The organism is uncultured Winogradskyella sp. (genome assembly GCF_947501905.1).
Taxonomy (GTDB): Bacteria; Bacteroidota; Bacteroidia; order Flavobacteriales; family Flavobacteriaceae; genus Winogradskyella.
Genome location: NZ_CANMXL010000001.1, coordinates 1 through 26,653, shown reverse-complemented (window position 1 = coordinate 26,653; position 26,653 = coordinate 1). Strand labels below are relative to the sequence as shown.

24 protein-coding genes are annotated in these 26,653 nt (G+C 32.8%); 8 read left to right on the top strand and 16 right to left on the bottom strand.

Going from position 1 to position 26,653, the window contains the following annotated elements; genetic code table 11:
• Positions 1 to 15: 15 nt before the first annotated feature.
• Positions 16 to 840, top strand: coding sequence for a glycosyltransferase family 2 protein (locus tag Q0770_RS00120; RefSeq protein ID WP_299112771.1), 825 nt, complete (start codon positions 16 to 18; stop codon positions 838 to 840).
• Positions 841 to 869: 29 nt separating this feature from the next.
• On the opposite strand, the gene Q0770_RS00115 is transcribed toward Q0770_RS00120, so the two are convergent.
• From Q0770_RS00115 to Q0770_RS00100, 4 genes are all read right to left on the bottom strand, one after another.
• Positions 870 to 1,907 carry a CDP-glycerol glycerophosphotransferase family protein gene (locus Q0770_RS00115; protein WP_299112769.1) on the bottom strand — a complete coding sequence of 346 codons (1,038 nt, stop codon included), beginning with the start codon at positions 1,905 to 1,907 and terminating at the stop codon, positions 870 to 872.
• On the bottom strand, positions 1,907 to 2,587 hold the full coding sequence (locus tag Q0770_RS00110) for a phosphocholine cytidylyltransferase family protein (protein ID WP_299112766.1): 681 nt from the start codon (positions 2,585 to 2,587) through the stop codon (positions 1,907 to 1,909). Before Q0770_RS00110 ends, Q0770_RS00115 begins: the two co-directional genes overlap by 1 nt.
• Positions 2,588 to 2,658: 71 nt before the next feature.
• Positions 2,659 to 3,717: a glycosyltransferase family 9 protein gene (locus Q0770_RS00105; RefSeq protein WP_299112764.1), complete on the bottom strand. Its 1,059-nt coding sequence runs from the start codon at positions 3,715 to 3,717 to the stop codon at positions 2,659 to 2,661.
• 95 nt (positions 3,718 to 3,812) lie between these two features.
• Positions 3,813 to 4,628, bottom strand: a complete 816-nt coding sequence (locus tag Q0770_RS00100) for a 2,3,4,5-tetrahydropyridine-2,6-dicarboxylate N-succinyltransferase (protein WP_299112762.1) — start codon at positions 4,626 to 4,628, stop codon at positions 3,813 to 3,815.
• A gap of 138 nt (positions 4,629 to 4,766) precedes the next feature.
• Between Q0770_RS00100 and ruvX the strand changes: the two genes are divergently transcribed.
• The 4 genes from ruvX to mazG all read left to right on the top strand — a co-directional run bounded on the left by ruvX (position 4,767) and on the right by mazG (position 7,121).
• Complete coding sequence (gene ruvX / locus Q0770_RS00095) at positions 4,767 to 5,177, top strand: Holliday junction resolvase RuvX (protein WP_299112760.1); 411 nt, start codon at positions 4,767 to 4,769, stop codon at positions 5,175 to 5,177.
• Between the two features lie 76 nt (positions 5,178 to 5,253).
• Positions 5,254 to 5,844 carry a peptide deformylase gene (def, locus tag Q0770_RS00090; RefSeq protein WP_299112758.1) on the top strand — a complete coding sequence of 197 codons (591 nt, stop codon included), beginning with the start codon at positions 5,254 to 5,256 and terminating at the stop codon, positions 5,842 to 5,844.
• 11 nt (positions 5,845 to 5,855) lie between these two features.
• Entirely contained in the window at positions 5,856 to 6,281 is a 426-nt protein-coding gene (locus Q0770_RS00085) for a DUF5606 domain-containing protein (protein ID WP_299112756.1), read from the top strand.
• A 66-nt stretch (positions 6,282 to 6,347) separates the two neighbouring features.
• Positions 6,348 to 7,121: a nucleoside triphosphate pyrophosphohydrolase gene (gene mazG, locus Q0770_RS00080; protein ID WP_299112754.1), complete on the top strand. Its 774-nt coding sequence runs from the start codon at positions 6,348 to 6,350 to the stop codon at positions 7,119 to 7,121.
• A 249-nt stretch (positions 7,122 to 7,370) separates the two neighbouring features.
• Here mazG and Q0770_RS00075 read toward each other — a convergent pair whose 3' ends face one another.
• Together Q0770_RS00075 and Q0770_RS00070 are read right to left on the bottom strand one after the other, a co-directional pair.
• Positions 7,371 to 7,892, bottom strand: coding sequence for a GNAT family N-acetyltransferase (locus Q0770_RS00075; protein WP_299112753.1), 522 nt, complete (start codon positions 7,890 to 7,892; stop codon positions 7,371 to 7,373).
• 53 nt (positions 7,893 to 7,945) lie between these two features.
• Positions 7,946 to 8,296 (bottom strand): ribose-5-phosphate isomerase, encoded by a 351-nt coding sequence (locus Q0770_RS00070; RefSeq protein ID WP_299112751.1) that lies wholly within the window; start codon positions 8,294 to 8,296, stop codon positions 7,946 to 7,948.
• 82 nt (positions 8,297 to 8,378) lie between these two features.
• Here Q0770_RS00070 and Q0770_RS00065 point away from each other — a divergent pair, with 82 nt between their 5' ends.
• Positions 8,379 to 8,798, top strand: coding sequence for a hypothetical protein (locus Q0770_RS00065; protein WP_299112749.1), 420 nt, complete (start codon positions 8,379 to 8,381; stop codon positions 8,796 to 8,798).
• Positions 8,799 to 9,030: 232 nt separating this feature from the next.
• Here the strand turns inward: Q0770_RS00065 and Q0770_RS00060 are convergent, their stop codons facing one another.
• The 10 genes from Q0770_RS00060 to Q0770_RS00015 form a co-directional block, all read right to left on the bottom strand.
• A complete protein-coding gene (locus Q0770_RS00060) occupies positions 9,031 to 11,004 on the bottom strand; it encodes a DUF349 domain-containing protein (RefSeq protein WP_299112747.1) in 1,974 nt (657 codons plus the stop codon).
• A 92-nt stretch (positions 11,005 to 11,096) separates the two neighbouring features.
• A complete protein-coding gene (locus tag Q0770_RS00055) occupies positions 11,097 to 11,855 on the bottom strand; it encodes a shikimate dehydrogenase (protein WP_299112746.1) in 759 nt (252 codons plus the stop codon).
• On the bottom strand, positions 11,824 to 12,843 hold the full coding sequence (locus Q0770_RS00050; protein ID WP_299112744.1) for a DUF368 domain-containing protein: 1,020 nt from the start codon (positions 12,841 to 12,843) through the stop codon (positions 11,824 to 11,826). Before Q0770_RS00050 ends, Q0770_RS00055 begins: the two co-directional genes overlap by 32 nt.
• Positions 12,844 to 13,818, bottom strand: coding sequence for a DUF368 domain-containing protein (locus Q0770_RS00045; RefSeq protein WP_299112742.1), 975 nt, complete (start codon positions 13,816 to 13,818; stop codon positions 12,844 to 12,846).
• Positions 13,819 to 13,855: 37 nt separating this feature from the next.
• Positions 13,856 to 15,268, bottom strand: a complete 1,413-nt coding sequence (locus Q0770_RS00040; RefSeq protein WP_299112740.1) for a tetratricopeptide repeat protein — start codon at positions 15,266 to 15,268, stop codon at positions 13,856 to 13,858.
• Between the two features lie 159 nt (positions 15,269 to 15,427).
• The gene (locus Q0770_RS00035; RefSeq protein ID WP_299112738.1) at positions 15,428 to 16,603 is read right to left on the bottom strand and encodes an aspartate aminotransferase family protein; all 1,176 of its coding nucleotides are present in this window, start codon (positions 16,601 to 16,603) and stop codon (positions 15,428 to 15,430) included.
• A gap of 1 nt (position 16,604) precedes the next feature.
• A complete protein-coding gene (locus Q0770_RS00030) occupies positions 16,605 to 18,365 on the bottom strand; it encodes an OstA-like protein (RefSeq protein ID WP_299112735.1) in 1,761 nt (586 codons plus the stop codon).
• A 91-nt stretch (positions 18,366 to 18,456) separates the two neighbouring features.
• Positions 18,457 to 19,731: an adenylosuccinate synthase gene (locus Q0770_RS00025; protein ID WP_299112733.1), complete on the bottom strand. Its 1,275-nt coding sequence runs from the start codon at positions 19,729 to 19,731 to the stop codon at positions 18,457 to 18,459.
• Between the two features lie 9 nt (positions 19,732 to 19,740).
• Positions 19,741 to 20,196, bottom strand: coding sequence for a Fur family transcriptional regulator (locus tag Q0770_RS00020; protein WP_299112730.1), 456 nt, complete (start codon positions 20,194 to 20,196; stop codon positions 19,741 to 19,743).
• Positions 20,197 to 20,307: 111 nt separating this feature from the next.
• A complete protein-coding gene (locus Q0770_RS00015) occupies positions 20,308 to 22,515 on the bottom strand; it encodes a bifunctional (p)ppGpp synthetase/guanosine-3',5'-bis(diphosphate) 3'-pyrophosphohydrolase (RefSeq protein WP_299112727.1) in 2,208 nt (735 codons plus the stop codon).
• Positions 22,516 to 22,790: 275 nt separating this feature from the next.
• On the opposite strand from Q0770_RS00015, the gene Q0770_RS00010 reads away from it, so the two are divergent.
• Together Q0770_RS00010 and Q0770_RS00005 are read left to right on the top strand one after the other, a co-directional pair.
• A complete protein-coding gene (locus tag Q0770_RS00010; protein WP_299112725.1) occupies positions 22,791 to 26,183 on the top strand; it encodes an RHS repeat protein in 3,393 nt (1,130 codons plus the stop codon).
• Positions 26,184 to 26,201: 18 nt separating this feature from the next.
• Entirely contained in the window at positions 26,202 to 26,615 is a 414-nt protein-coding gene (locus tag Q0770_RS00005) for a hypothetical protein (RefSeq protein WP_299112722.1), read from the top strand.
• Positions 26,616 to 26,653 lie beyond the last annotated feature (38 nt).

Here is a 26,653-nt window from a genome sequence, read left to right as displayed (position 1 = left end):
TAGTATTTTTGCTTCATGTCGCAAGAATTAAAAGCATCCGTAATTATAAGTACATACAATCAGCCAGAATGGTTAAGGTTAGTACTATATAGTTACCATTTACAGTCTGCAAAATGTTTTGAAATTATTATAGCCGATGATGGCTCTGATAATAACACTAAAACTGTTATTGAAGATTTTAAAAACAAAACAGACTTAAAAGTTGTACATGTATGGCAGGAAGATGATGGTTTTAGAAAAACAGAAATACTAAATAAAGCTATTCTTGTTTCTGATTCGAGATATCTCATTTTTACTGATGGAGATTGTATAGCTAGACAAGACTTTGTAAAAACACATCTAAAACTCCAAAAACCTTCATGTGCACTTTCTGGAGGTTATTTTAAGCTTACGGAAAAAGTATCTGGATTGATTGATAAATATGTAATTGAAAATCAAAAATGCTTTGATGTGGATTGGCTTTTAGAAAACGGACAACCAAAAACATTTAAACTCAATAAGCTTACAACATCTGATTTTAAGTCTAGATTTTTAAATACCATAACTCCAACCAAGGCCACTTTTGATGGTATGAATGTTTCTTGTTATAAATCTGATATCATAGCTGTAAATGGTTTTGATGAGCGAATGAAATATGGAGGAGAGGATAGAGAAGTTGGTGAGCGTATGATGAATAATGGGGTGAAGTTTCTTCAGATTAGATATAGTGCTATTTGTTTGCATTTATATCATGATAGACCATATAAAAATGAAAAAACATTGCTGGAAAATAAGACTATACGTAAGGAAACGAAAAAAACAAAATCTAGATTTACAGAATTTGGTATAAGTAAAAACTAGTAAAATTGAGATAAATTTAAAAAGATTCTTTAAGCCTTCCCAAAAATAGAATTTATCTTCATACGTCTTAAAAAAGAAATTTTTCTTCTTTTAGGTATCCCATTAATTTTTATATAATTTTCAACAGCTTCAACCATTCTTAAGGCAGATTTCCCATCATTATAGGGATGAAACTCATTATAAATGGTTTGACGTTGATTGGCAAAAGAATCTTCGTTTAGATTGTGTTCAATTAATGCGTTTAGTTGTTTATAATCATCAACATTATTCCAGTAAATTTTTTCAGAAATATTTTTAAATGTTATGACAGGTTTGTCTAACAAAAGAAACTCATATATTACAGAAGATGTATCACTTACTAGTACATCAGCCATTAATAAAAACTTAATTATATTTTTTTCTTCACTAACTATCACTTTTTTACTTGCTGCTGCAAATGTTTTATATTCTCTTATCCAATTCTCATCCATGAGTGGATGAAATTTTATTAATACTAAATAATTAGGATTTTTTAAAACCTCTTTCAATGGTTCTATTAAAAATGGAGCAGAAGTAAGTTTTGGAGAAAAAGTAGGAGCGTATAGTATTATTTTTTTTGCGCCTGACGCTTCAAGTAATTCTATTTTTTCTTTGTTGTATAATGATTTGTTTTTTCCGTATATATCCAATTTTGGCCATCCGGTTTCAATAACATCAAAATTTTTATGCTCTTCTTTTAGCTCGTTAAATCTATTTGTGAAATACGGGCCTTGTGTTAAGTATAAATCAAAATAATGCCGAATTCTAAAATGTCCTTTTTTTTCTCCTGCTAAGCCATGAAAAACCTGAACTTTTAGACCTCGTAAATAATGGGGCACTTCATTACCTGGAACAAAAATGGCATCGCTATTAAATGCTTTTAGGTCAGATATTTTTAATGTGTAATTATCAGAAGTATACGGAAAGTCTTTTTTAATTTTATCTGTAATAAACCAAATGTAGTCATATCCTTTTTCTGCCAAAACCTGTTTAATAGGTTCTAAAATCCCAAAAGCATAATTGTTTTGACAAAAAAGAATGGTTCTCATTAAAGCATATTATTTACATTTTCTAAATCTTCTAAAAAATCTATCTCCATACAGTTATATTGAGAGATGTCGACAGCTTGTATTTTTAAGCCATCATTTCCGATACCAGTTTCTAAACCACGCTCAAAATAATCATTTGCATCACATGCTTCTAAATGTCTAATGAAAATTTTGATATCTTTTGATGAAATAAAGTTAATACCTACTGCTTCACCTAGACCATTTTTTACTGTTTTAGATAGTTTATCGATATAGCCATTTTTAAGCGTATATTTTACTTCCTCTTCTGCTACTTTACTAGTATTTACGGCAACAAAAGATTCATTCTTTTTAATATAAGGGTCTAAAATATCAAGAAGCCTTTCATCAAAAACAACATCGCCATTGAACCAGAGTACAGATTTATCCTTGTGTTTTTTCAGAGCTTGGAGTAAACTTTTAGAGGTATTTGTTCTATCAAAAAATGGGTTATAGACATATGTAAGCTCAGGAAAGCGTTCCATGATTAGGTCTTTTTTAAAACCAACAACAACGTTAATATCGTCTATGTCGTAACGAGAAGCAATATTATCGGTTTGCATCTTCATAATGCTTTTTCCATTTTTCAATGGCGTAAGTGGCTTAGGAAAGGGATTGCCAAGACGAGAACCAATACCAGCTGCAAGAATTATAATTTTCATTGTTTTGTTGTTTGTTTAAAAAGGATAAAGTTTTTTGAAAACGCAAATTTAGGTATTATAAAATATAGATTTTACTTTTTTCTGTTTCTTAAGAATTTTATTAATTCTGACTTAAAATAATCGGGTTTAAATTTTTTATACATATCCTCAATGTCTGCCTTTTTTGTTTTGTTGCCATGAGTAGATAAGTCGATATAATCACTTAAATGAACAGCAACATGAGATTTAGTTTCAGATTGACCAAACCAATTTTGTTTGTTTAGCGCAGGATTAAACATTGTAAAAGTTGGAATCTCTAATGCTTTTGCCATATTGATTGCGCCGCCTTCATTACCAATTAATGCGGTGCAATGTACTGTTATTGCTAAAAATTCTCTCAAGCTCTTACCAAAAACGCTAAAATGAATATTTGCTTTTGTTTTTTCATTGCATAAATCTAAGATTGCTCTGGCGTCCTTTTCTTGCTTTGGGATATAGTTAAATAAGATTTGTGAGTTTTTATTTTCTTCAACAATTGTATCTATTACAGATGCCATATAAGAAAACGGGTATGTTTTTTTTGGACTACTTCCCAAAACACTAATCATATAAATAGGGTTGTCCAAGTCTAAACCATTATTTATTAGGTATTTTTTTGAATTATTAATTTCATCGGTATTAAGATAAATCTTGGCTAATAGATGGTTGAAATTTATGTCTATAAATTCTAATAAGCGAATTCTATTTTCAATAGCAAGACTAGCGCCATGCTGAGATTCAGTTTTTCTTTTTAATGTCTTTGTATAGAAAAAGGAAGAATAATTTTTATAATATGAGATACGGACTGGAGCTTTTGAGAAGTAACTTATGATAATACTACTAATCTTTCCATAGACATCAATTACAACATCATACTTTTCTTTTTTTATTTGTTTTGCAAAAGAGAGTAATTTTAGTTTACTTTTCTCGTGTTCTGGAGTGAAAAACTGAAATTTATCTATATATGGATTACCTTCTACAACAGGGTGGGTGTGGAAATTAATGAGGTAATGTAATTCTGCATTAGGATATTTAACTTTAATAGCTTCAAATAGAATGCTTGACGTTAAGACGTCTCCTATCATTTTTTGCTGAATAATCAATACCTTCATTAGGGCAAATTACAACTAAAAAAAACCAAATTCCAAAAAGAATGAACTTTAAGGGTTTTGGTATTTCTGTTTGTTTATTTTAGAAACAGAAGCTCTTAAACAGCAACATCGTATTCGCGAAGTGCATCGTTTAAAGACGTCTTCTTATCAGTACTTTCTTTTCGCTTTCCTATGATTAATGCACAAGGCACTTGGAATTCTCCAGCACTAAATGTTTTGGTATAACTTCCAGGAATAACAACAGAACGCGCAGGTACACGACCTTTCATTTCAACAGGTTCGTCACCAGTAACATCGATAATTTTTGTACTCATAGTGAGTACCACATTTGCACCAAGAACAGCTTCTTTTTCTACACGTACACCTTCAACCACAATACATCTTGAACCTATAAAAGCACCATCTTCAATAATAACAGGAGCCGCTTGCAATGGTTCTAAAACCCCACCAATACCAACACCACCAGAAAGGTGAACATTTTTACCAATCTGTGCGCAGCTTCCAACAGTTGCCCAAGTATCTACCATTGTACCTTCGTCAACGTATGCACCAATATTTACATAACTTGGCATCATAATCACACCTTTTGAGATATATGCACCATGTCGAGCTACCGCATTTGGCACAACTCTAATGCCTTTTTCTGCGTAACCTGTTTTTAGTGGCATCTTATCGTGGTATTCAAAAATACCAGCTTCTAGAGTTTCCATTTTTTGAATTGGGAAATATAGCACTACAGCCTTTTTTACCCATTCGTTAACCTGCCAACCATCGTTAGTTGGTTCAGCAACTCTGAGTTCTCCGCTATCAATAAGATTTATTACTTTTCTTATAGCATCTGTAGTTTCTAGATTTTGTAATTGCGAACGGTCGTTCCAAGCCTTTTCTATAATAGATTGTATGTCTTTCATGGTCATGTAAATTAGAGTTCAAAGATAAGAGCCTCAAAAAAATCTATGAAACTATTTCGAAAAATTTGTGAGTATTTATAAAAGTGTAAAATAGTCAACATTATAAATCTTTATATTCTAACTATCTTTGCGGCAAATATGGGAAGACTTTTAGCTATAGATTACGGAACAAAGCGTACAGGAATTGCAGTTACCGACGAGTTACAGATTATTGCATCTGGTTTAACGACTGTTGATACTAAGGAGTTGATTCTTTTTCTGAAAGATTATGTTTCTAAAGAAACTGTGGATAAAATTGTAGTCGGCTTACCCAAACAGATGGATAACACAAATTCTGAAAGCGAAGTTTATATTCAGAAGTTTTTGGTAAAACTCCAAAATCAAATTTCAAATATTCCTATCGTAAGAGTAGATGAGCGTTTTACATCTAAGATGGCGTTTCAGACAATGATAGATGGTGGTTTGAGCAAAAAACAACGTCGAAATAAAGCTTTAGTTGATGAGATAAGTGCCACGCTTATCCTTCAGAGTTATATGTCTTCGTTATAGTAGCGTTACAATTATTATAAAACACCTTTAAAAATACATTAAGAATTGTATTTTTGCCTCCGTAAAAATTAAAATCATGATTTTACCAATAGTTGCATATGGCGATCCAGTTTTAAAGAAAAAGGCTGTGGAAATCGATAAAGATTATCCAAAGCTTGAGGAACTTATTGCCAATATGTACGAGACTATGTATGGAGCTTTTGGCGTAGGTTTAGCAGCACCGCAAATTGGTTTGGCTATACGTATGTTTTTGGTAGATACAGAGCCTTTTGCAGAAGACGAAAGTTTTTCTAAAGAGGAAGCTGCACAATTAAAATCGTTTAAGAAAACATTTATAAACCCTATAATTCTTGAAGAAGAAGGAGATGAATGGGCGTTTAACGAAGGGTGTTTAAGTATTCCAGATGTTAGGGAAGATGTATTTAGGCAACCAAATATTAAAATACAATACCAAGACGAAGATTTTAATACACATGTTGAGGAGTATGATGGTTTAATAGCGAGAGTTATTCAGCATGAGTACGATCATATTGAAGGTGTTTTGTTTACAGACAAACTATCATCGTTTAAAAAACGTTTACTAAAAGGAAAGTTACTTAACATTTCTAAAGGTAAAATTAGAGTAGATTACAGAATGCGCTTTCCTGCAATGAGCAGAAAACGCTAAAAAATATACACATGAGTTTAGATAAAATTTTATCGATTTCTGGAAAACCAGGATTATACCAAATCGTAACACAAACACGCACAGGAGCAGTAGTTGAGTCTTTAATAGATAAAAAACGTGTCACAGTTGGTGCACACAGTAATATTAGTATTCTTAGTGAGATTGCTATATACACGCTTACAGAAGAAGTGCCATTACGTAATGTTTTAACGTCTATTAAAACAAAATACAATGGTGAGCAAACAGATATTAGTCATAAGGCAAGTAAAGATGAATTAGAAGAGTTTTTCTTTGATATTTTATCTGATTATGACGAAGATCGTGTTTATGCTTCTGATATTAAAAAAGTAGTACAGTGGTATAATATTCTTCAAAAGAATGATTTGTTAAGCACACTTGAAGAAGAAGAAACTGCTGATGTTTCTGAAGAAGAATAAATCTATTTCAACATCATTTTATTATTCAAAATTGTGGTAATTTAGACCGTAAATTATTACTGATTTATGTCTGAAAGAACTACCCAATTAAAAGCCTTTGACCGTTTGTTAACCATAATGGATGAGTTGCGTGAGCAATGTCCGTGGGATAAAAAACAAACGATGGAATCCTTACGTCATTTAACCATAGAGGAAGTTTACGAACTTGGTGATGCTATTTTAGATAACGATTTAGATGAGGTGAAAAAAGAATTGGGCGATGTGCTTTTGCACATTGTGTTCTATTCTAAAATTGGTAGTGAAACCAAAGATTTCGATATTGCAGATGTGTGTAACAGTATATGTGATAAGTTAATAGATAGACACCCACATATTTATGGCGATGTTGAGGTCAATGATGAAGAAGATGTAAAACGCAATTGGGAACAGTTAAAACTTAAAGAAGGTAAAAAGAGTGTTCTTGAAGGCGTTCCAAAAAGTTTACCTTCGATGGTAAAGGCTAATCGTATTCAAGACAAAGTAGCTGGTGTAGGTTTTGATTGGGAAAAACCAGAGCAAGTTTTTGAAAAAGTAGAAGAGGAACTAGCTGAACTTAAGGCAGAAATCTTAGCAGGAAATACCGACCGTATAGAGAGTGAATTTGGAGATGTTTTATTCTCTATGGTTAATTATGCACGCTTTCTTAAAGTAAATCCAGAAAATGCTCTAGAACGCACCAATAAAAAGTTTATAAAGCGTTTTCAGTATTTAGAAGAGAAATCTAAACAACTCGAAAAGCCTTTAAAAGACATGACTTTATCCGAAATGGATGTGTTCTGGGAAGAGGCCAAAAAATTATAAGTGTTAAAGTCTACACTTTAAAAATCCAAATAAAAATCTTAGCCGTAACTATAATAGAAACTCTCAAAAGAGATTTCTTCTTTGTAGAATCTTAATTATTATTTAGCGGTTGTAATTAAGGTTAATTTAGTTTAGTTAGGGCAAAACCCACTTGTGAGAGCAAGTGGGTTTTGAGATTTTATGAGTTATTCTAATGATATGATTATAACTATAATTGTGTTTATATATTAATGCGTAAAATGCTTTTTCTTATTGATTTGTTTTAGCATATACATCAACACTTATTGGTTTTCCATTCTTTATTTCAAAATCTTTAATTGTTTTTTCATATTCAAAATCAAGTTTAGACATTGCTTTTTGGCAATTAATATTATCTGTCTCTACAAAACCTTCAATTCGGTTTAGTTTTAGTTGTTCAAATCCGTAATTAGTAATTAATGGTAAGACTTCTTTCATGATTTCTTTTCCCCAAAATTCAGGAAGCAACCAAAGCCCAATTTCTGCTTTATTTTCTTTAGGGTTAATATCATTTAGTCCACCAGCTCCATAAAATGTTTGGTTGTCTAAAGCACAAATAGCCCACCATAGTTGTTTATTATCTGCAAACCAAGTTATTTGTTCTTTTGTAGCGTCTATAGTGTCAAAACTAATACCGTAATGCTTAATAACATTGGGATTCGATAATCCATTGAAGATGTTTTCAAGGTCAGTATCTATTATTTCGCGTAGTAGAAGTCGATTAGTTTTTATTATAGGAAAATTATTTTCCATCATTTATTTTTTCAATTTTTGTTGGACTATACTAGGTAGGTTTATATTTATAGCTAATTATACCATACTGCATAGCGTTGTCTTCTTAATTCTATGGCAAGTCTTTCTTCCATTTTAAGCGCTTCAGCCCTAGTTGGTAATGGGACAATATGATTGTATAGACTAGGTCTTAAATACAACCCATATTTCTCGACGATATTTGAGGAAAGCTTATAGCCTTTCTTATTTCTATATCCTGTTTTATGTTGCAAAAATCTTTCTTTGGGAGTTTTACTTGTCATACCAACATATAAACATTGTAAAACGCCATTAAATTGCGGATTTGCTGCCCTAAACCTTGAGTTTTCAGTAAATACCCGTTTAGATAACTCTATAACATATACTCTATACTGTACTTTAGGCATTATTTATCACGTTATTGTGAGCAGTTATTTTACTCTTTTTTTGTACATTAAAGGTTAATATTAACCAAAATATTTTATAAAGATGAAACATTTTAAAAAAACATTTGGCATATTATTTTTAGTAGTATTAGTCACTATGTCTTGTGATATACCCAAGGAAACTAAAGAACAAGTTGCTGATAAAAATACTAAAAAAGAAAGTTGCTTTGTAGGCGGAGATACTAATGGAGAAGGCAAAGCCGAGATAGGTGGCACAATAGGTAATTATAGTGAAGACCAAGCAAGAGATAAGGCTATAGAAATTGCTTATAGCGATTTAGAAAAGAATGCAAATGCACATTGTAAACTAAGTAGTAAATGTGGAGCTAGTAAGCGGTGCATCGCTACTATTACAAAAACATCAACAAAGGTGTCTAGAGAGACAAAAAAGGAAGCTGATAAGGAACGTAAATTTATGGTAGCAAAAATTACGGGCGATTATACTTGTAATTGTACAGAGTAGTTAATTGATTTTTAGGTGCTTAATACATAAGCTTCAATTAATAACATTATGTCATAATAATAGAAAATAAAAAACAACACAAATATGTATCAAGGTTACTCCGCGTAGTAAATCAAAAATCAAAGGTCTATTAGATTCTTTATGATTCTAGAGAATTATAAAAATAACAGATGATGGCTTAACAATTTGCATAAGAAGTATTTAGCTTTAGTAAAATGTGATTTATACTTGCCTATGAATACATCTCACGTACGCGCTTTAGCTTGCTTTTCCATGTTTCTAAAGACGCTTTATGCTTCTCGATATTCTTATGTACATCTTTTACTAATGGATTATCATCCTTTACGTTAGAGAAAAACTGTAAGTTGTTTTCTAGCTGGTTAATTTCGGATTTAACTTCGTCAATTTTTTTACGGATAAAGTTTTGCTCGTTGTCTAGTTGACGTGTGTCATCACCTCCAGAAAGATTTTCTAAACGACCTTCAAAACGAATCATTTCTAATTTAGATTTATCCATTTTTAGCTTGTCGAAAGCAGTGTCAATGGCTTTGTAGAATTTCCCGTCAATAAAACGCTTATTTTGGGGTACAAAACCTATAGATTTATAAGTTTTAATTTTCTCTTGAAGCTTAGAAATATCTGCTTTTGCATCATCAGAAAACTCAAAGGATTTTAAACTGTCTAGCAATTCTTTCTTTTTATCAAAGGCATCGTAGAGTTCTTGATTTTCGGCTTTACGCTCTGCATGCATACGGTCAAAGTAGTGATTGCAGGCATTTTTAAATTGTTTCCAGATTTTATCAGAATCTTTTCGTGGCACATGACCAATAGTTTTCCATTGATTCTGTATGTTCTTCATCAACGGTGTTACTGTTGCAAAATCATCACTTTCTTTATTGTCTTCAGCAACTTTAATTAACTCTAACTTCTGTTGTAAGTTGGCATATTGATCCTTCTTTAAATTCTTGTAGAACTTATTTTTACTACGATTAAACTCTCTTACAGCATCTTTAAATTTTTTCCAAGTGGCTTCGTTTTGTTTTAAAGGCACTTTACCAGCATTGAAAAACTCTTCCCGTAAGGCTTCAAGTTGTTTAATGCGTTTTTGGATAACGTTGTGCGAGTTAGACTCTTCTGTATTAAGTGTTTTAATCTTTTCGATGATGTCTTCTTTACGAACCAGGTTCTTCTCGTAAGCCTTATCTAAATCTGCATAATAGTCTTGACGCTTGTCATGTATTGTTTTTGTAGCGTTACTAAAACGTTCCCAAATTTCTTCGCGGTGTTCCTTACCAACTGGACCTAGTTCTTCTTTCCATAGTTTATGTAATACTTGCAACTCTCTAAAAGAATGATTCACATTCTCTTCAGCAGCCAATTCTTCGGCACGTTGAATAATTTTAAGCTTTTGCTCGTAATTATGCTTAAAGTCCATATCGCGCAAATCACGATTAAGATGTAAAAAGTCATAGAAACGCTCTACATGATGATGGTAAGTATTCCAAGCATTATTGTATTTGTCTCTAGGAATTGGTCCAGCATTGCGCCATTTTTCTTGTAGCTCTTTAAAGTGTTTATAGGTTTCACCCATGTTTTCTTCAATACCCACAAGGCCTTTAATCTCTTCAATAATAGTTAATCTGTTTTCAAGATTATCTTTTAGAGATTTTTCACGGTCTTTATAATAGGCGTTTATAGATTGCTTGTATTCTTTTGCAGCAGAATTGAAACTTTTCTTGGTGTCGTTAGAATAATAGAAGTCTATAATATTACCACCGTCGGCAATAAATTCTTCCTTTTTCTCTTCTAAAAGTGCAGAATATTTCGAATTAAACTCCGATTTAATGTCTTTTACATGAGAAGAAATAGTTTGTATTTTATGATTCTTAAGAAGTTTTTCAAATTCTGAAACCAAGTTTTCCATGCTCATAGCATGGTAATCTTTGTCTTCTAATTTATGGCGTTCTGAATTAGACTCATCCTCTGCATCTTCAGCGTTTGAGTTTTCAATTTCCTCAACGTGAGCTTCTTCTGCAGTAACTCCATCTACAACTTCAGTTTCTTTGGCAGCGGTTTCTGAAACCTCTTCGGGAGCACTTATTTCAGTTTTTGTTTCAATTTGTTCTTGGTTTGGGGTTGCTTCCGCTTTTGTTTCTTCAACCTCTTTTTTTCCATCTGCATCTTGCAGGTTATCTTTCTCAGACATTTGTCAAAAATTTTAAATGTGGACGTTAAAGATAAGAAATGCCTAAGACTTACAAAGTTTTTAGAGTTAAACAAAAACCTAAATTAAAGACTTTAACTATTCCAGATTTCCCAAGATTTTTCTGCTTGTAACTCTAACATTTTAAGACCATTAATTGTAATCGCGTTTTGAGAATCTCCTAATTTTAAAAATTTTGTTTGCTCTGGATTGTATATGAGGTCGTAAAGAATATGATGTTCCGAAATACCGTCGTAAGGAATATCAGGACAGGCATTAACATTTGGGTATGTACCAACTGGTGAGCAATTAATTAAAATCTGATGTTCTTTTATAATCTCTTCTGTTAATTCTGAATATATAAATGTGACATTTTCTTTTTTAGCCCTCGACACAAAATGAAACTCAATTTTTAGCTGCTTTAAAGCATAAGCAATAGCTTTTGAAGCACCGCCAGTACCAAGAATTAGTGCTTTTTTGTGATTACTATTTAGATGAGGTTTAAGCGAATTTTTGAAACCATAATAATCAGTGTTATATCCAATTAACTTTCCTTTTTTGTTGACTTTTATGGTGTTAACAGCACCTATTTTTTTTGCACGTTTATTTAGTTTGTCTAAAAAAGGAATTATAGCTTCTTTGTATGGAATGGTAACATTTAAACCTTTAATAGTTTCAGAACTTTGAAAAATGTTTTCAAATTCTGAAATATGCCCTAGGTCAAAATTGACATATGTATATGGTAAATTTTCTGCTTGAAACTTTTCAGAAAAATAACCTCGAGAGAATGAGTAATCGATGTTTTTACCGATTAATCCAAATTTATATTTTAACTCGTTTTGTACGTTGTCCATACCATTCTAATGCTAAAACTATTAAGACTCCAAAAATAATATAAGCAATAGCAATATAGGTTTCAGAGTTTAATTCCGGTAAAAAGCGTTTATAGTTTTCTATAACTGGAGCGCCAGTTGAATCTAATATTTGAGAGCCATCTTCAGCTATTTTGTACTTGGTTTCTTTCCATGGCCATACCACACCAAGTGAGCCAATAATAAACCCAATGATTGTTGCTAGAGTGATATTTTTATAGTGTTTTAAGATATAATTTAAAACATGAGAAAAAGTGACTAAACCAGTTACAGAGCCTAGTGTAAAAACGGATAGTACTTTAAGCATCCGCATCCGTGCTTGATCTTTTACAAACTCAAAATTACCAGTAAAGACATCTGCAATAGTATCATATAATGCATTAACAGAGTCTACGAGTAGTAATACATAATTACCTAACAAAATAAGTATAAAAGAACCTGAAAACCCAGGAAGTGTCATCCCAGATACGCTGATAATGCCACAGAAAAAAACAAAAATCAAGTTGTCATTCTCCATTGCTGGGTCCAAAAAGCTAATACTTAATCCAATAACAACACCAATGGTTAATGCGATTACAGTTTTTGTATTCCAATCTTTAAAATCTTTGTTGATGTAATAAATAGAGCCTAAAATCATCCCAAAAAAAGTACTCCATACATAAAGTTGGTAATGGTCAATGAGGTAATCTAAAATTTTGGAAACACTGAAGTAACTGATAATCATCCCTAGAAAAAGGAGGAATAGAAATTTGCCGTTTATATATCTATAAAAGCTTTTAAAACGACCATTAAAAAGTAATTTGAATGCTGTTTTGTTAACACGTTGAAGCGAATAAATAAACTCTTCATAAAATCCAGCTACAAAAGCGACAACACCGCCTGAAACTCCAGGGACTTTATTTGCAGCACCCATTGCGAGCCCTTTGATAACTAAAAATACGCGATCTTTTAATGAGCGAGTGCTTTCCATTTAGGGATTAGTGTTTTCTTTCCCTTTTCCTAAACGCTCAAGAATGAGAATAGTTAAAAACCCAATGATTATAAATACAATTGCCATTACCAATTGACTATCACCATTAAAATTCTGTGGTAAAATGCTTTTTTCTAAAAGAGGAACTTCTATGTTTTCTGAATTTAGTCTTGTTGTCAAGATTTTTTTCCAAGGCCATATTTTATTTAATGAGCCAATCATAAAACCGGTTAAAATAGCTAGAGTGATGTTCTTTTTATGTTTAAACATCCAATTCAAGATTTTACTAAAAACTTTGATGCCAATTACGGCTCCTAAAGCTAACAATACAAAGTTTATAAAGGCATCTTTAAAGAGTTCCATATTGCCAGTAAATAAGCCATCCCTTATATTATTTATCGTATCAATTGCTGTCTGGTATGCGCCAAGTATTAATAAAATAAATGCACCAGAAACACCAGGTAAAATCATAGCTATTATGGCTATAAATCCACAAAAGAGCAGGTAATATGGGCTATCCGGAGACGCAAAAGGTTCTGCTAATGTGATATAGTAGGATAGGATAGAGGTTAATACTATTGCTAAAACTACTGTTGGCGACCATTTTTTTATCTGTTTAGCAATATATAAGATACTCGCTAAAACCAATCCAAAAAAGAAAGACCATAGTAAAACAGGCTCGTTATGTAACAGCCATTTTATCAATTTTGCTAAAGACAAAATACTGATGGCAATACCCATAAAAAGGGATAGTAAAAAATTGCCGTTTATAGATGTCCAAGCAGTTTTAAAACCTGAAGTTTTCCATACTTTAAAAAAACCTAAGTTCAGATTATCTATGCTTTCTATAAGTTCTTCGTATATACCTGAAATAAAGGCAATAGTACCACCAGAAACCCCTGGTACAACATCTGCTGCTCCCATAGCAATACCCTTTAAGGAAATTGTAAGATAACTGAAAAAACTGCGTTGCATAAATTAGATTATATATGAAACGCTAAGGTATGGATTTTTAGTCTGAAGATTTTTTTGAAGATGAAATAATATCCTTAACAATTGGCTTATTTAAAAGATTAGGAAATAACTCTTCAATTATAAAATCGTATTCGCTATTAAGTCGTAATGCATTTTTAAGATGATAACGTCCTTTGCCTTGCTCAAGAGTCTTAAAATAAAGACCTCCTAAGCGGTATTCTATCTCAGCAGATTCTGGATAAAACTCAATAGCTTGAAGAAGATTAAATATTGCTGCTTCATACTCACCTAGTTTAATTAATATATCTGTACGATTTAACCATGTGTCTATCTCATAGTTGCCAAGTTCTAAGGTGCGTTTAAAACCTTGTTCTGCTTCTTCATAAAAGTTTAAGCGTAGATTGATTTTAGCGTAAAGTTTCCAATACAACACATTATCACTATCAATATTTACAGCTTTTCTTATGTAATGTAGTGCTTTCTGATAATTTTGATGCTTTGCATAAAATTTAGTTATAGCTATCCAACCTTTATCTAAAAGCGGGTCTTCTTCAACAGTACGATTAAAAAACTGAACAGCTAAATCATCTTGACCTAGTTTTTCATAGCAATGCCCAATTCTTAAAAGTGCAAAAGATGTTGGGTCTTCTAGAGCCAACGTTATTTTGTAATTCTCGATGGCTTCATTATACTTTTTTTGCTTTTCTAAAACTTTACCTTTTTCAAGATAAGCACCAACAAAGGTATCATCAGAAATTATAGCAAAATCAAATGCTGTATTAGCCCTTTTATAATCTTTAATAGCAAAATACTGTCGACCCAATTGATGCCAGGCGATTTCGCAATATGGATTAGAGTCTAGATAAGTATTAAGAAAATCTATAGCTTCTTCATTTTTATCTAAAAAGTCAAAACAATAAATAACATTATGAAGGGCTGAATAATCTGTACTGTCTACCTCCAAACATTTTTGAAAATATATGAGTGCGTTTTCAAATTGATTTAAAAACAAATATTCCATACCTATAAGGCCATACAAATCACTTTCGCCTTCAATTGTACTTGATAAATCTAAGGCTATTAGCAAAGCATTTATAGCCTGCTCATGTAAGTCTTCTTTAGAAAGTACATTAGCTTTCTGAATATAGATTTCTTCATTATTAGGTTCTAAATAATGAAGTTCTTCTAAGATATCATTAGCTTCATCAAATTTGTTTTCAATAACAAGTATTTCAATTTTGAAGAGGCGAAGATTTATAGATGTTGGATGCTGTTGTAAGCCAAGTTTTATAGCTTTTTTTGCTAATGAGATTTTTCCATTCTCGAGATAATGGTGAATAATGTTTTCGAATTCGTTTGAATCAAAAAACAAAATGTCATTTGTTTTTAGCATGGACTCAAACTTTGTGAGGGACATATTATTAAAATCTCCATTTTGACTATACTCCATAGGCAGATATATTGTTCAATAAAATAAATTTAGTGTTATAGATTGAAGTTTTAATTTTAAGGTCTTAATGTTTTTAACAAAATAGTTAACAGCGTAATTCTTAATAAAAATCAAGCAATAGTCGTACCATAGCGCTTATTCTTACTGATAGATTGAAGATTATATAGTATCTAGAATGTCTTTAATAATCTGACACCCTTTAATGATTTCTTCGTTTGTAATGGTTAATGGTGGTGTTATTCTGATGGCCTTAGGTTCAAAAAGCAACCAAAAAAGTATTAAACCTTGGTCTTTTGCTTGTAGGATAACTTGGTTGGTGATTTCTGTAGATTCCATTATTATAGCTAACATTAGACCTCGACCTCTAATGGCTTTAATTTTTGGATGCTGAAGTTCTTTTCTGAATAATTGTTCTTTTTCTAGGGCTTGAGACATTAAATCTGTCTCAATAATTTCTGTTAATGTAGCTAAAGCAGCTGAAGCAATAACTGGATGACCACCAAATGTTGTAATGTGTCCTAACTTAGGGTTATCACTAAGAGTAGACATTATTTCTTTAGAAGATGTAAACGCACCAATAGGCATGCCACCACCTAAGCCTTTGCCTGTAACTAAAATATCTGGAGTACAATTATAATTCTCAAACCCAAATAATTTGCCTGTACGCCCAAAACCTGGTTGAATTTCGTCTAAGATTAGTAAAGCGCCAACTTCATTACACCTTTGTTGAATTTTATGTAAATAGTTATTTGTAGGAACAATAAATCCAGCACCACCTTGTATGGTTTCTAAAATAACAGCAGCAGTATTAGTAGTAATTTTTGACAGACAATTATCACAATTGAACTTTATATGTTTAATATCTGGTAATAACGGTAAAAATGGACGTTTTCGCTCTTGATAATCCATTAAGCTTAATGCACCAATAGTGTTTCCATGATATGCATTTTTGGCAGCGATAATTTCGCTACGACCTGTATATCTTCGTGCCAATTTAATACTACCTTCTATGGCTTCTGTTCCAGAATTTACAAGGTAAGTGGTGTTTAAAGGTTCAGGAAGATGCTTTGCTAATAATTTTGTCAATGCTACAGCCGGCTCTTGGATATATTCGCCGTAAACCATAACATGCATGTACCGATCTAACTGATTTTTTATGGCATAAACTACTTTTGGATGGCGGTGCCCTAAAGGTGTTGCAGAAACACCAGCAACAAAATCGAGATGTGCCTTTCCAGAAGTATCATAAATATAGCTACCTTCTGCATGACTGACCTCTATTGCCAATGGATGTGGCGTTGTCTGTGCTTGATATTTATAGAAATCGTCTTGCATATTAGTTGCCAGAAGGCTTCTCTTTTTTTAGCTTTTCTCCTTTTTTCTTTGGGATATTTCTTGCGGCCTTATTCTCTTTTTTCGGATCTTTTGGTTTGGCGGCTTCAACACGTTGCCTTACATCTTCATCAAAGAAATCTTCGGGTGGGACATAATCATCGAGACCTTTTATAATTGGAAGGTTTAATGGCGGGTCATCTTTAAATAAATCTTCCACACTATTTGGTCTTTCATCTCCTCGCCAATCAAATCCGCGAAGTCTATTCGCATTTTTCGGAAATAAGGATTCTGGACTTAAATCACCATCTACCTTATTAATTAAGTTAATTTCTTCAATGTCGTTATCTGAAATTTTGATATTTATACTCCCAGATTTTGATTTATTAATACCTATAAGTTCGCCCAAACCATTGCGAGAATAATAGATGACTTCGGCATTCTTAATAATATCTACATTGTACAATTCATTATCTTTAAAAAGACCAATGAGTTCTTTTCCTTTGGTTTGATTATAAGCATCGTCACTTATGGTGTCTTTACTTACCAAAAATGCATTATTAAAGACTTTTAGAGAATCTAACTGTTCGGTTTTTACATTAGATATTAAATGAATAGTATCTCCCGACATCTGATTACCGATATTCCAAAGTAGAGGTTTTCGTTTTGTTGCAAATGGGTCTTTAGAATTAAAGCGCGCTAAGTTTATCATTTCTGTTAAACCTGTTTTATGATCTGCATGAATAGAATCTGCTTTTCCAGCCAAATCACTTTTGTAAATTTTGGCGTTATAATAAGCTCTTGTAATACGATGTTCTTCTGGACCAGTAAGCATCAACGTATCACTATGCATATAAATCGAATCTTTTTCTTGTACGGTTATGGCAAGCGCACGTTTTGTGATAAAAACAGAATCTTTGGCTTTCCAAACTTCGGCATAGTGTCCTTTTATAATACTATTATTTAAAGTGTCTGTAACTTTAATATTGTTGGTAGCTGATGCGAAGTTTAGGTTTCGGTCAAAATAAATACTGTCACCAATAACTTCTCTGTCGTCATAATTTATTTTCGCATTACGCTGAAAATGTCCAAAATTTTCTTGTGTATCGTAAAAACCACGTTCGCAATAGATGTCATTACCTTCTCCTGTTATGGTCGAAGGTCCAAAAATATAGGCATGACCAGAATCATTAAAAAAATCGAGACGTTTAGTTTTTAAAGTATATTCAGGATTAACTAATACAACACTATCAATAAACTGATACTTTTTATTTTGCATGTAATAGCGTCCAATTTTACTTGTAATTGTACCTGAAGAATCTCTAACCACCTTTCCAGAAACATTATAGTATGCTTGCTGTTTTGCACGGTCAAAATGAAGTTTTTCAGTGGTTAATGTCGATTTTGGGTCTTTAAGAATAACATCACCACGCGCAAAAGCCAATTCTGTTTTGCCACTATATTCAATATATTTGGCTGTCATGGTTATTGTATCTCCCTGAACCATACGTACATTACTGAAGGCCTCTATAAAATCGTCTTTTTTATAAAGTATAGCTTTATCACAAAAAACATTTACGCCATTATGTACAAAATGAACTTGTTGTTGATTGTCTCTTAAAAATGTAAAAGAGCCTTCTTCTCGACCTTTTTCAGTAAAACCTTTACCTGCAAATACAATTTTGATACTCTCTTTTTTTTGAGAGAAACCTATAGTTGTAATAGCACAACAAAAAATAAGAAACGTAAATTGAAGTAGTTTCAAAACTTTAGTATTTATTGACTAGTAACCCTAATACTTTTATAATAGTATTGGTTAACAGTTTTTTTAACAACAATAAAGCAAAGTTTGTGCCTTATTTTCTGTGAATGGTCTGTTTTCTATCTGGTCCTACAGAAACTACAGTAATCGGAATGTTTAATTCTTTTTCTAAAAATTCTACATATCCGTTTAATGCTTCTGGTAATTGTGAAGCTTCTGTCATTCCGGTTAAATCAGCATCCCAACCTTTAATTTCAGTATAAATTGGAGTTATATTCTGTTCTTCAATATTGTAAGGTAAATGTGTAATTTCTTCACCTTTATATTTGTATGCTGTACATACTTTTAAGGTTTTAAAACCAGAAAGCACATCGCCTTTCATCATAATCAATTCTGTCACGCCATTAACTTGGCAAGCGTAACGTAAGGCTACTAAATCTAACCAACCACAACGCCTTGGGCGACCAGTTGTAGCTCCAAATTCGTGACCAACACGTCCCATAGTTTCTCCATCTTTGTCAAATAACTCAGTTGGAAATGGACCAGAACCAACACGTGTTGTATACGCTTTAAAAATACCATAAACTTTACCAATTTGGTTTGGTGCCACACCTAAACCTGTACATGCACCTGCAGCTGTCGTATTAGATGATGTAACAAAAGGGTAAGTTCCAAAATCAATATCTAATAAAGAGCCTTGAGCACCTTCAGCTAGAATAGACTTTTCTGAAGCTTGTGCTTGATGTACATATTCTTCAGAGTCAATAAACTTTAAAGATTTTAATGTTTCGATAGCACTAAAAAACTCTGCTTCAAGCTCGTCCAAATCATATTGAATGTCTACATTGTAGAAATCAATCATGGCTTGATGCTTATCTGCTAAAGTTCTGTATTTGTTTTTCCAATCTACTAATTCTATATCTCCAACACGAATACCATTTCTTCCTGTTTTATCCATGTATGTAGGGCCAATTCCTTTTAAAGTGGAACCAATTTTTGCTTTTCCTTTTGCAGTTTCACTAGCGGCATCTAATAAGCGATGTGTTGGTAAGATGATATGTGCTTTTCTAGAAATAAGTAAAGATTTTTTATAATTTACATCTTGCTCATCTAACTTGTCTAATTCTTTTTTGAAAATCACAGGATCAATAACTACACCATTACCAACCAAATTCACTGTGTCGTCGTGAAAAATCCCTGAAGGAATCGTATGTAGCACATGTTTTCTGCCATTAAAGACAAGTGTATGACCCGCATTTGGACCACCTTGAAAACGTGCAATAATATCGTATTTTGAGGTTAATACATCGACAATTTTTCCTTTGCCTTCGTCACCCCATTGTAAACCTAGTAGTAAATCTACAGCCATTATAAAAAATTAGTTAGTGTTGTTTTTTCTGTTGCCATAAAAATAAAGCGAGTGGTTATTGATTTCGATATCAAATACTTCTTCTATGGTTTTTTTTATGGATTGAATGCGTGGGTCACAAAATTCTATAACCTCACCGGTATCTGTTAAAATAACATGATCGTGCTGCTTGTCAAAGTATGATTTTTCGTAATGTGCTTGATTCTGTCCAAACTGATGTTTGCGAACAAGCGCACATTCTAATAGCAACTCAATAGTATTGTAAAGTGTAGCACGACTTACACGATAGTTTTTATTTTTCATTTTGATATAAAGGGATTCAATATCAAAATGCTCTTCACTATCATATATTTCTTGAAGAATGGCATAACGTTCTGGCGTTTTTCTATGACCATTTTCTTCTAGAAAATTAGTAAAAACACGTTTTACTATTTCCTGATTTGTCTCTTCTTTTTTTGCATTCATAATAAGGTGTAAATTTAAACAAAAATGTACTATTTGAATGATAAAGTTTAACTAAAAAGTAAAAGAAATCAACAAGTTTTCAAGGGTCTTAAAGTCGTTTAAATTTGATAGTTACACTCTGGTTACTTTGTCAATGCCATTGATTTTTTTAAGATTTTCAATTAACTTTTTAAGCATGGTTTTATTTTTTACAACAACTGTGATTTTTCCTGAGAAAATACCGTCATCACTAGAGAAATTTAGGCTTTTCATATTTACATGCATGTTAGCTGAAATTACTTTTGTAATATCATTTACTAAGCCTAAATCATCTAAACCAGAAAGTACAATTTGAGAAGTGTATTCTTGCTGAGTAGAGTCTATCCACTTGGCTTGCATAATTCTATAGGCGTAATTAGACTGCAGACTCACCGCATTTGGGCAATTCTTTTTATGAACCTTAATGCCATCATTAATCGTTAAAAAACCAAAAACTTTATCTCCTGGAATAGGCGCACAACACTGAGCTAATGTGTAGTCAAGCTTTTCTTCTTCTTTGCCAAAGACAAGCATATCGTACTTAGAAGTGATCTCGTCTTTATCAATGTCTTTTGGAGTGTCTGGCTTTCGTATTCTATTTTTTATATAGCTCACAAGGGCATTACTACGAGAGGCGGCATAGCCTTTAAGCATTGTATTATCTATTGTTCCGAGACCAACACGGTAAAATAAATCCAAAGAGGTGTTGAGCTTAAAATGGTTTACAAGCTCGTTAACCGACTTTTCATTAAGCGTGATTTTTAACTGTTTTAGCTTTCTACGTAAAATTTCCTTGCCTTCTTCCGCCATTTCTTTTTTATCGGCATTCAGATAAGATTTAATTTTACTTCTTGCTCTAGCAGTAGTGGAATAGTCTAACCAGTTACTATTTGGTTTTGAATTTTCAGAAGTCAGAATTTCTACACGATCACCACTTTTAAGCTCGTAACTTAAGGGTACTAACTTTCCGTTGACTTTGGCACCTCGAGTTTTCATACCAACTTCAGTATGTATACTGAAAGCAAAATCTAAAGGCGTAGCACCTTTAGGTAATGATTTTAAGTCTCCTTTTGGTGAAAAGACAAATATCTCTTTTGAGTATAAATTAAGCTTAAACTGTTCTACAAAATCTACAGCGTCTGCTTCATTGCTTTGCAAGGTTTCTTGAAGACGGTTTATCCAAAGATCAAGACTATCTTCTTTTTCATTTTCATTTTTGTACTTGTAGTGCGCAGCGTAGCCTTTTTCAGCTATTTCATTCATGCGCTCACTTCGAATTTGTACTTCTACCCAGCGACTTTTAGGACCAACAACAGTAATGTGCAACGCTTCGTATCCTGTTGATTTTGGAGATGAAATCCAATCACGTAATCTGATAGGGTTAGGTGTGAAGTGGTCGGTTACAATTGAGTAGATTTTCCAAGCTAGAAATTTTTCGTTTGGAATATCAGATTTGTATATAATTCTGACTGCAAATTTATCGTATACTTCATCAAAGGATACCCCTTGTTTTACCATTTTACGACGAATACTAAAAATTGATTTAGGACGTCCTTTAATCTCGTATTCAAGACCTTCTTTATCTAAAGAATTTTTGATGACTTTAGAGAAATCCTTTATATAAGTAGACTGTTCTTCTTTACTGTCTTCAATTTTACTTAATATATCATTGTATATTTCTGGTTGTGTATACTTTAAACCTAGGTCTTCAAGCTCAGTTTTTATATTGTATAATCCAATACGATGGGCAAGAGGTGCGTAAATATATAGTGTCTCAGATGCAATTTTTACCTGCTTATCATTTCGCATAGAATCCATGGTTTGCATATTGTGCAAACGGTCTGCAATTTTTATGATAATAACTCGAACATCTTCATTTAATGTCAATAACATTTTTCTAAAATTCTCGGCCTGTAAAGAGACATCCATATCCTTTTTTAAGGACGAAATTTTAGTTAACCCATCTACAATACGTGCAACGGTTTCACCAAAAAGGCGTTCCATATCGGCGATGGTATAATTTGGATTGTCTTCTACAACATCGTGAAGTAGGGCAGCAGCAATGCTAGTAGCATCTAGACCAATTTCTTGAGCTACGATTTTGGCCACAGCTATTGGATGGAAGATGTAGGCCTCACCCGACTTTCTTCTCTGGTCTTTATGCGCATCAACAGCAACATCAAAAGCGTGACGGATTAATTTTTTATCCTCACGACTCAAGGTCTGATAGCTTACTTTAAGTAACTCTTTGTAAGCTTTTGCAATTGCAGCATTTTCTTGTTCAATAGCTTCCTCTGTCATAGAACTAAAGTAAGAAGACCAATTGTAATAAACAATTGTTTTGTAGCTAGAATTTTACTTTAGAGGCATCTTATCTATTTGCATGTTTAATAATCATACCCATTCTTTAAAAATGGAGAAAATAATCATTTAATTATTAATAGAATTATGGATTTACCACAGAAATATTAAGGTAAATCCACAATGCGCTTAAGCTATTCTCATCTAGCTTTACAAATCATTTATGAGGTCGAACAGCCTTCCTTATTGATATATAATTATAAAATTTTAAGTAGATGAAGACACTATTAAATCGCTTTATGCAATTGCTTTTATGCATTTTTACTATTAGTTTAAATGCTCAAGAACTTCCCGAGGTTATACCTCCATCACCAACTGTAGCTAATTTAATGCAGTTTGAAGAAATCCCAGTCAGTTATTATACGGGTCAACCAAACATTTCTATCCCTTTTTATTCAAAAGCCATTAGTGGAGACTTGGCAGTAAATGTAAGCTTGAGTTACAATACACAAGGTGTAAAAGTTAATAACCGCTCGGGTTGGACAGGCACCGGATGGTCATTAAATGCAGGTGGTGTCATTTCTAGAACTGTTAGAGGTGAACCAGATGAAATCACAAAAAACAATTCTGCTACAAATAAGACGGGTATATATCATTTGGATGATTATTGGAACTATAACGACCCATCAACTGATAAGCCACATTTTAATTATCATGTTATCGGAAGCCCTGCAGACAAATTTGATAATAAACCGGACTTATACCAATTCAATTTTATGAACTATTCTGGGCGTTTTGTAATATTAAAGCAAGGCAGCACTCTAGTTCCAAAATTTATTACAAAAAACTCAAATATTAAGATTGAGTTTGTACACACGACGGACTATAAAATCACTAGCTTTAAAGTCACCGACCCTAAGGGTTATGTATACACATTTGATGAAATTGAAGCATCTACAACAACACCATTTACCGGGTCTGTATCTCAGGGCTTAGGTAATACACATAATGTTTCTGCCTCCCAAGCGAGTCAAGCACATACAGTTAATACTGCTTGGCATTTATCTAAAATTGAGAATAGTTCAGGAATTGACTTGTTAAGTGTTACATATACAACAGAATTAGAAAATTATGTAGCTTCAGTTAGTAGATCTACCAATAGAATCTTAACAGCAGTTGGAGGTGGTTTAAATGCAATTTTAGCAAATTCTTACAACCAAGGCATTTTAGAACCAGCTGAATCTGTATCCTATCAAAACATATCTTCAGCAACAAAGAAACTTTCTGAAATCACATTTCTTCAGGATAATACTAAAGTGGTTTTTAATGTAGACCAGAGTTACACACACCCAGAGACTAATGGAAAAACTCTTGAGTCTATAGAAATAAAAAATGGTACTCAACTCAATAAGACCTTTTCATTCACTTACGAAGAAACTACGGATACGTCTCAGTCACCTAACATTGTAAAACGTTTGTGGCTAACCAAAGTTACTGAGACAGCAGGAAGTATTAATCAAGACTATACCTTAAGTTATACCAACAAGCAAAACTTACCTGGGTTTAATACAGACTTTATTTATAGTGACGATTGGGGCTATTATTCAGGAATAAATCTTGACTTGTTTAGTTGTTCTAACCAAACTTATGATGATGATTTGATTAAAACTGGACTTCTATCTTCTATAGAATATCCTACTGGCGGCGTTAAAGAATTTGAATTTGAACATAACACCTATTCCTATTATCAGAGCCAAGTAATCCCTTATAATGATTATATCCAAAATCCAAGAAATAGAACACAAGAATCTATTTTCGTAGATGATTTAGTGTATACAAATGGTTCTTCTCCTTTAGAGCTTACCATTTCAACATTTACTTTAGATTTTATTCAGGATATTTATATATCATCATGGGCTACGGCCTCACCATCTCAATATATTGATGAGCATATTATTAAAATTTATGATAGCTCAAATCAATATTTAGTAAATCTTAATGAAGATTGTGCCACTCTAACAAATGTACCTGCTGGCACCTATACCATGGCTTTAGTACCAAAGGAAAATTTATTGTTAGATAGCTATACTATTACTGGAGATTATAGCATTTTATATACCGATGCTGCTGGTAGCATTGATCAAGAAATGATTGGTGGTGGTGTGCGTATCAAAGAAATACGATTTAAAGATAACCCCTTAGCATCTACAAATGAGAAAAAGATAAAATTTAGTTATATGGCTGATGATACTAATCCATTATCATCAGGTGTTTTGGACTCTCCAAAAGATAAGCTTAAACGCTCTTATTTCTCAAATAAACCACGTTATTTATTTGGGTCAGAATATAATGCTTGTGGTTCATTTCAATCCATGACAATTGGTTATCAAGTCGAAGAATTCTCTCAAAATATTGAGTTGACTCAGGGTTCTTATGTAGGCTACAGACACGTAAAAGTTCACGAGGAGAATAATGGCTATAAAACATATTCTTACACATCACCATTTGAATACCCAACTAACCCTATCTCTTTTGAGTATTTTCATCCATTACCTAAAGAAAATTTAGACTATAAACGTGGGTTATTGCTTGAAGAAAAGACATTCAATCAATCAGGTGATATATTAAAAGAGGTGAGTTATAAAGATGTATCAAATAATCCCAATTATGAGTTTTCAGAAGATTTCTTGTTTGAGGATATGAATGCTCCAGTAGTAAATTCTGATTATAAACAATTTTACACTTTATATGACTTTTACTTAACAGGAACTGTTGAAAATCATGCCCCTTCTGTAACTGGAGGAGTTTGTACACCTGTGTCATATCCTCCTATGCCATTTAGTGTATTGCCATTAACTGAAGACTTTAATTCTGGTTGGGCAAAACTTAAAGGCACCACCACCAAAGAATATTTCTACGACGCTATAGGTACTCAAAGTTTAAAAGAAACCCGTCAGGTATTTACCTATAACGATGACAACTACCAAATTAAAACTCAGAACACCTATTACAAGGTTAAAGGCGTTGATGAGCATTTAGAGACAAAATACTATTACCCGGTTGGGATAACATTAGGTAGTAATTCTGGTACGATTAAAAACAAACTCATTGCCTCTAATAAAGTCACTGAAGTACTAGAAACACAATCCTTTAGAAACAGTGTTCAAATTAGTGAGACTCATAACATCTACGATGATTATGACACGTCTTCTAACGATTTAATGTTACCAAAAGAAGTTAAAGTAGGTAAAGGCACGCTAAGCCCAGAAAAGCGTATTGAGTTTTTAAAGTACGATAACTATGCTAACCCAACCGAGGTTAAAAAGACAGATGGCACATCCATCATCTATCTCTATGGCTTTAATGGGGCGGTACCTGTTGCTAAAATTACCAATGGTAATTACAGCACTGTATCCAGCACTTTAGGAGGCAACACCACACTTTCGGGCAATCTCACTACTACTCAAGAGAACAGTCTTCGTGCTGCGCTTCCTAATGCCATGCTATCCTTCTACAGGTACGACCCACTTATTGGTGTGATTAGTACTGTTGACGATAAAGGCTATACGACAACCTATGAGTATGACGCCTTTAACCGTCTTGTACGAGTTAAAGATGCCCAGGGCAACATCCTTGGCGAAAACACCTATCACTACAAAAATCAATAATCTTAAAAGACACTAATTATGAAAATTATATATACACTAGCCGTTGGTTTTTTACTGCTGGCTACGACATTAAGCGTCGCTCAAAACAACAGCATTTCAGATTTTACAATTGAGAGTAGTGATTTTTACCTCGATGATGAAGCTACAGAGATTATCTCTAGCATCACTAAAACAGGAAACACACTCATATGGACTCAAAACCATGAGGACAATAGCCTAGTTACTACGTTTAACGTCCTTAGCTCTAGTGGCACATGGGATAATGCTACGTCTACAGGAAACATCAGCCTCACCATAGAAGTTGCTGGTAATAACAGTACGCTATCCTTAAGTGGTAGTAACGGTAATATATCACTGCAAATATCTACTGCAGGTCTTAATAACACATCAGAGGAATTAATCTTTGATGTCACATCCATTGTTTATCTCTAATCTTTCGCAACATGACACATATACATCATTTATTAGGA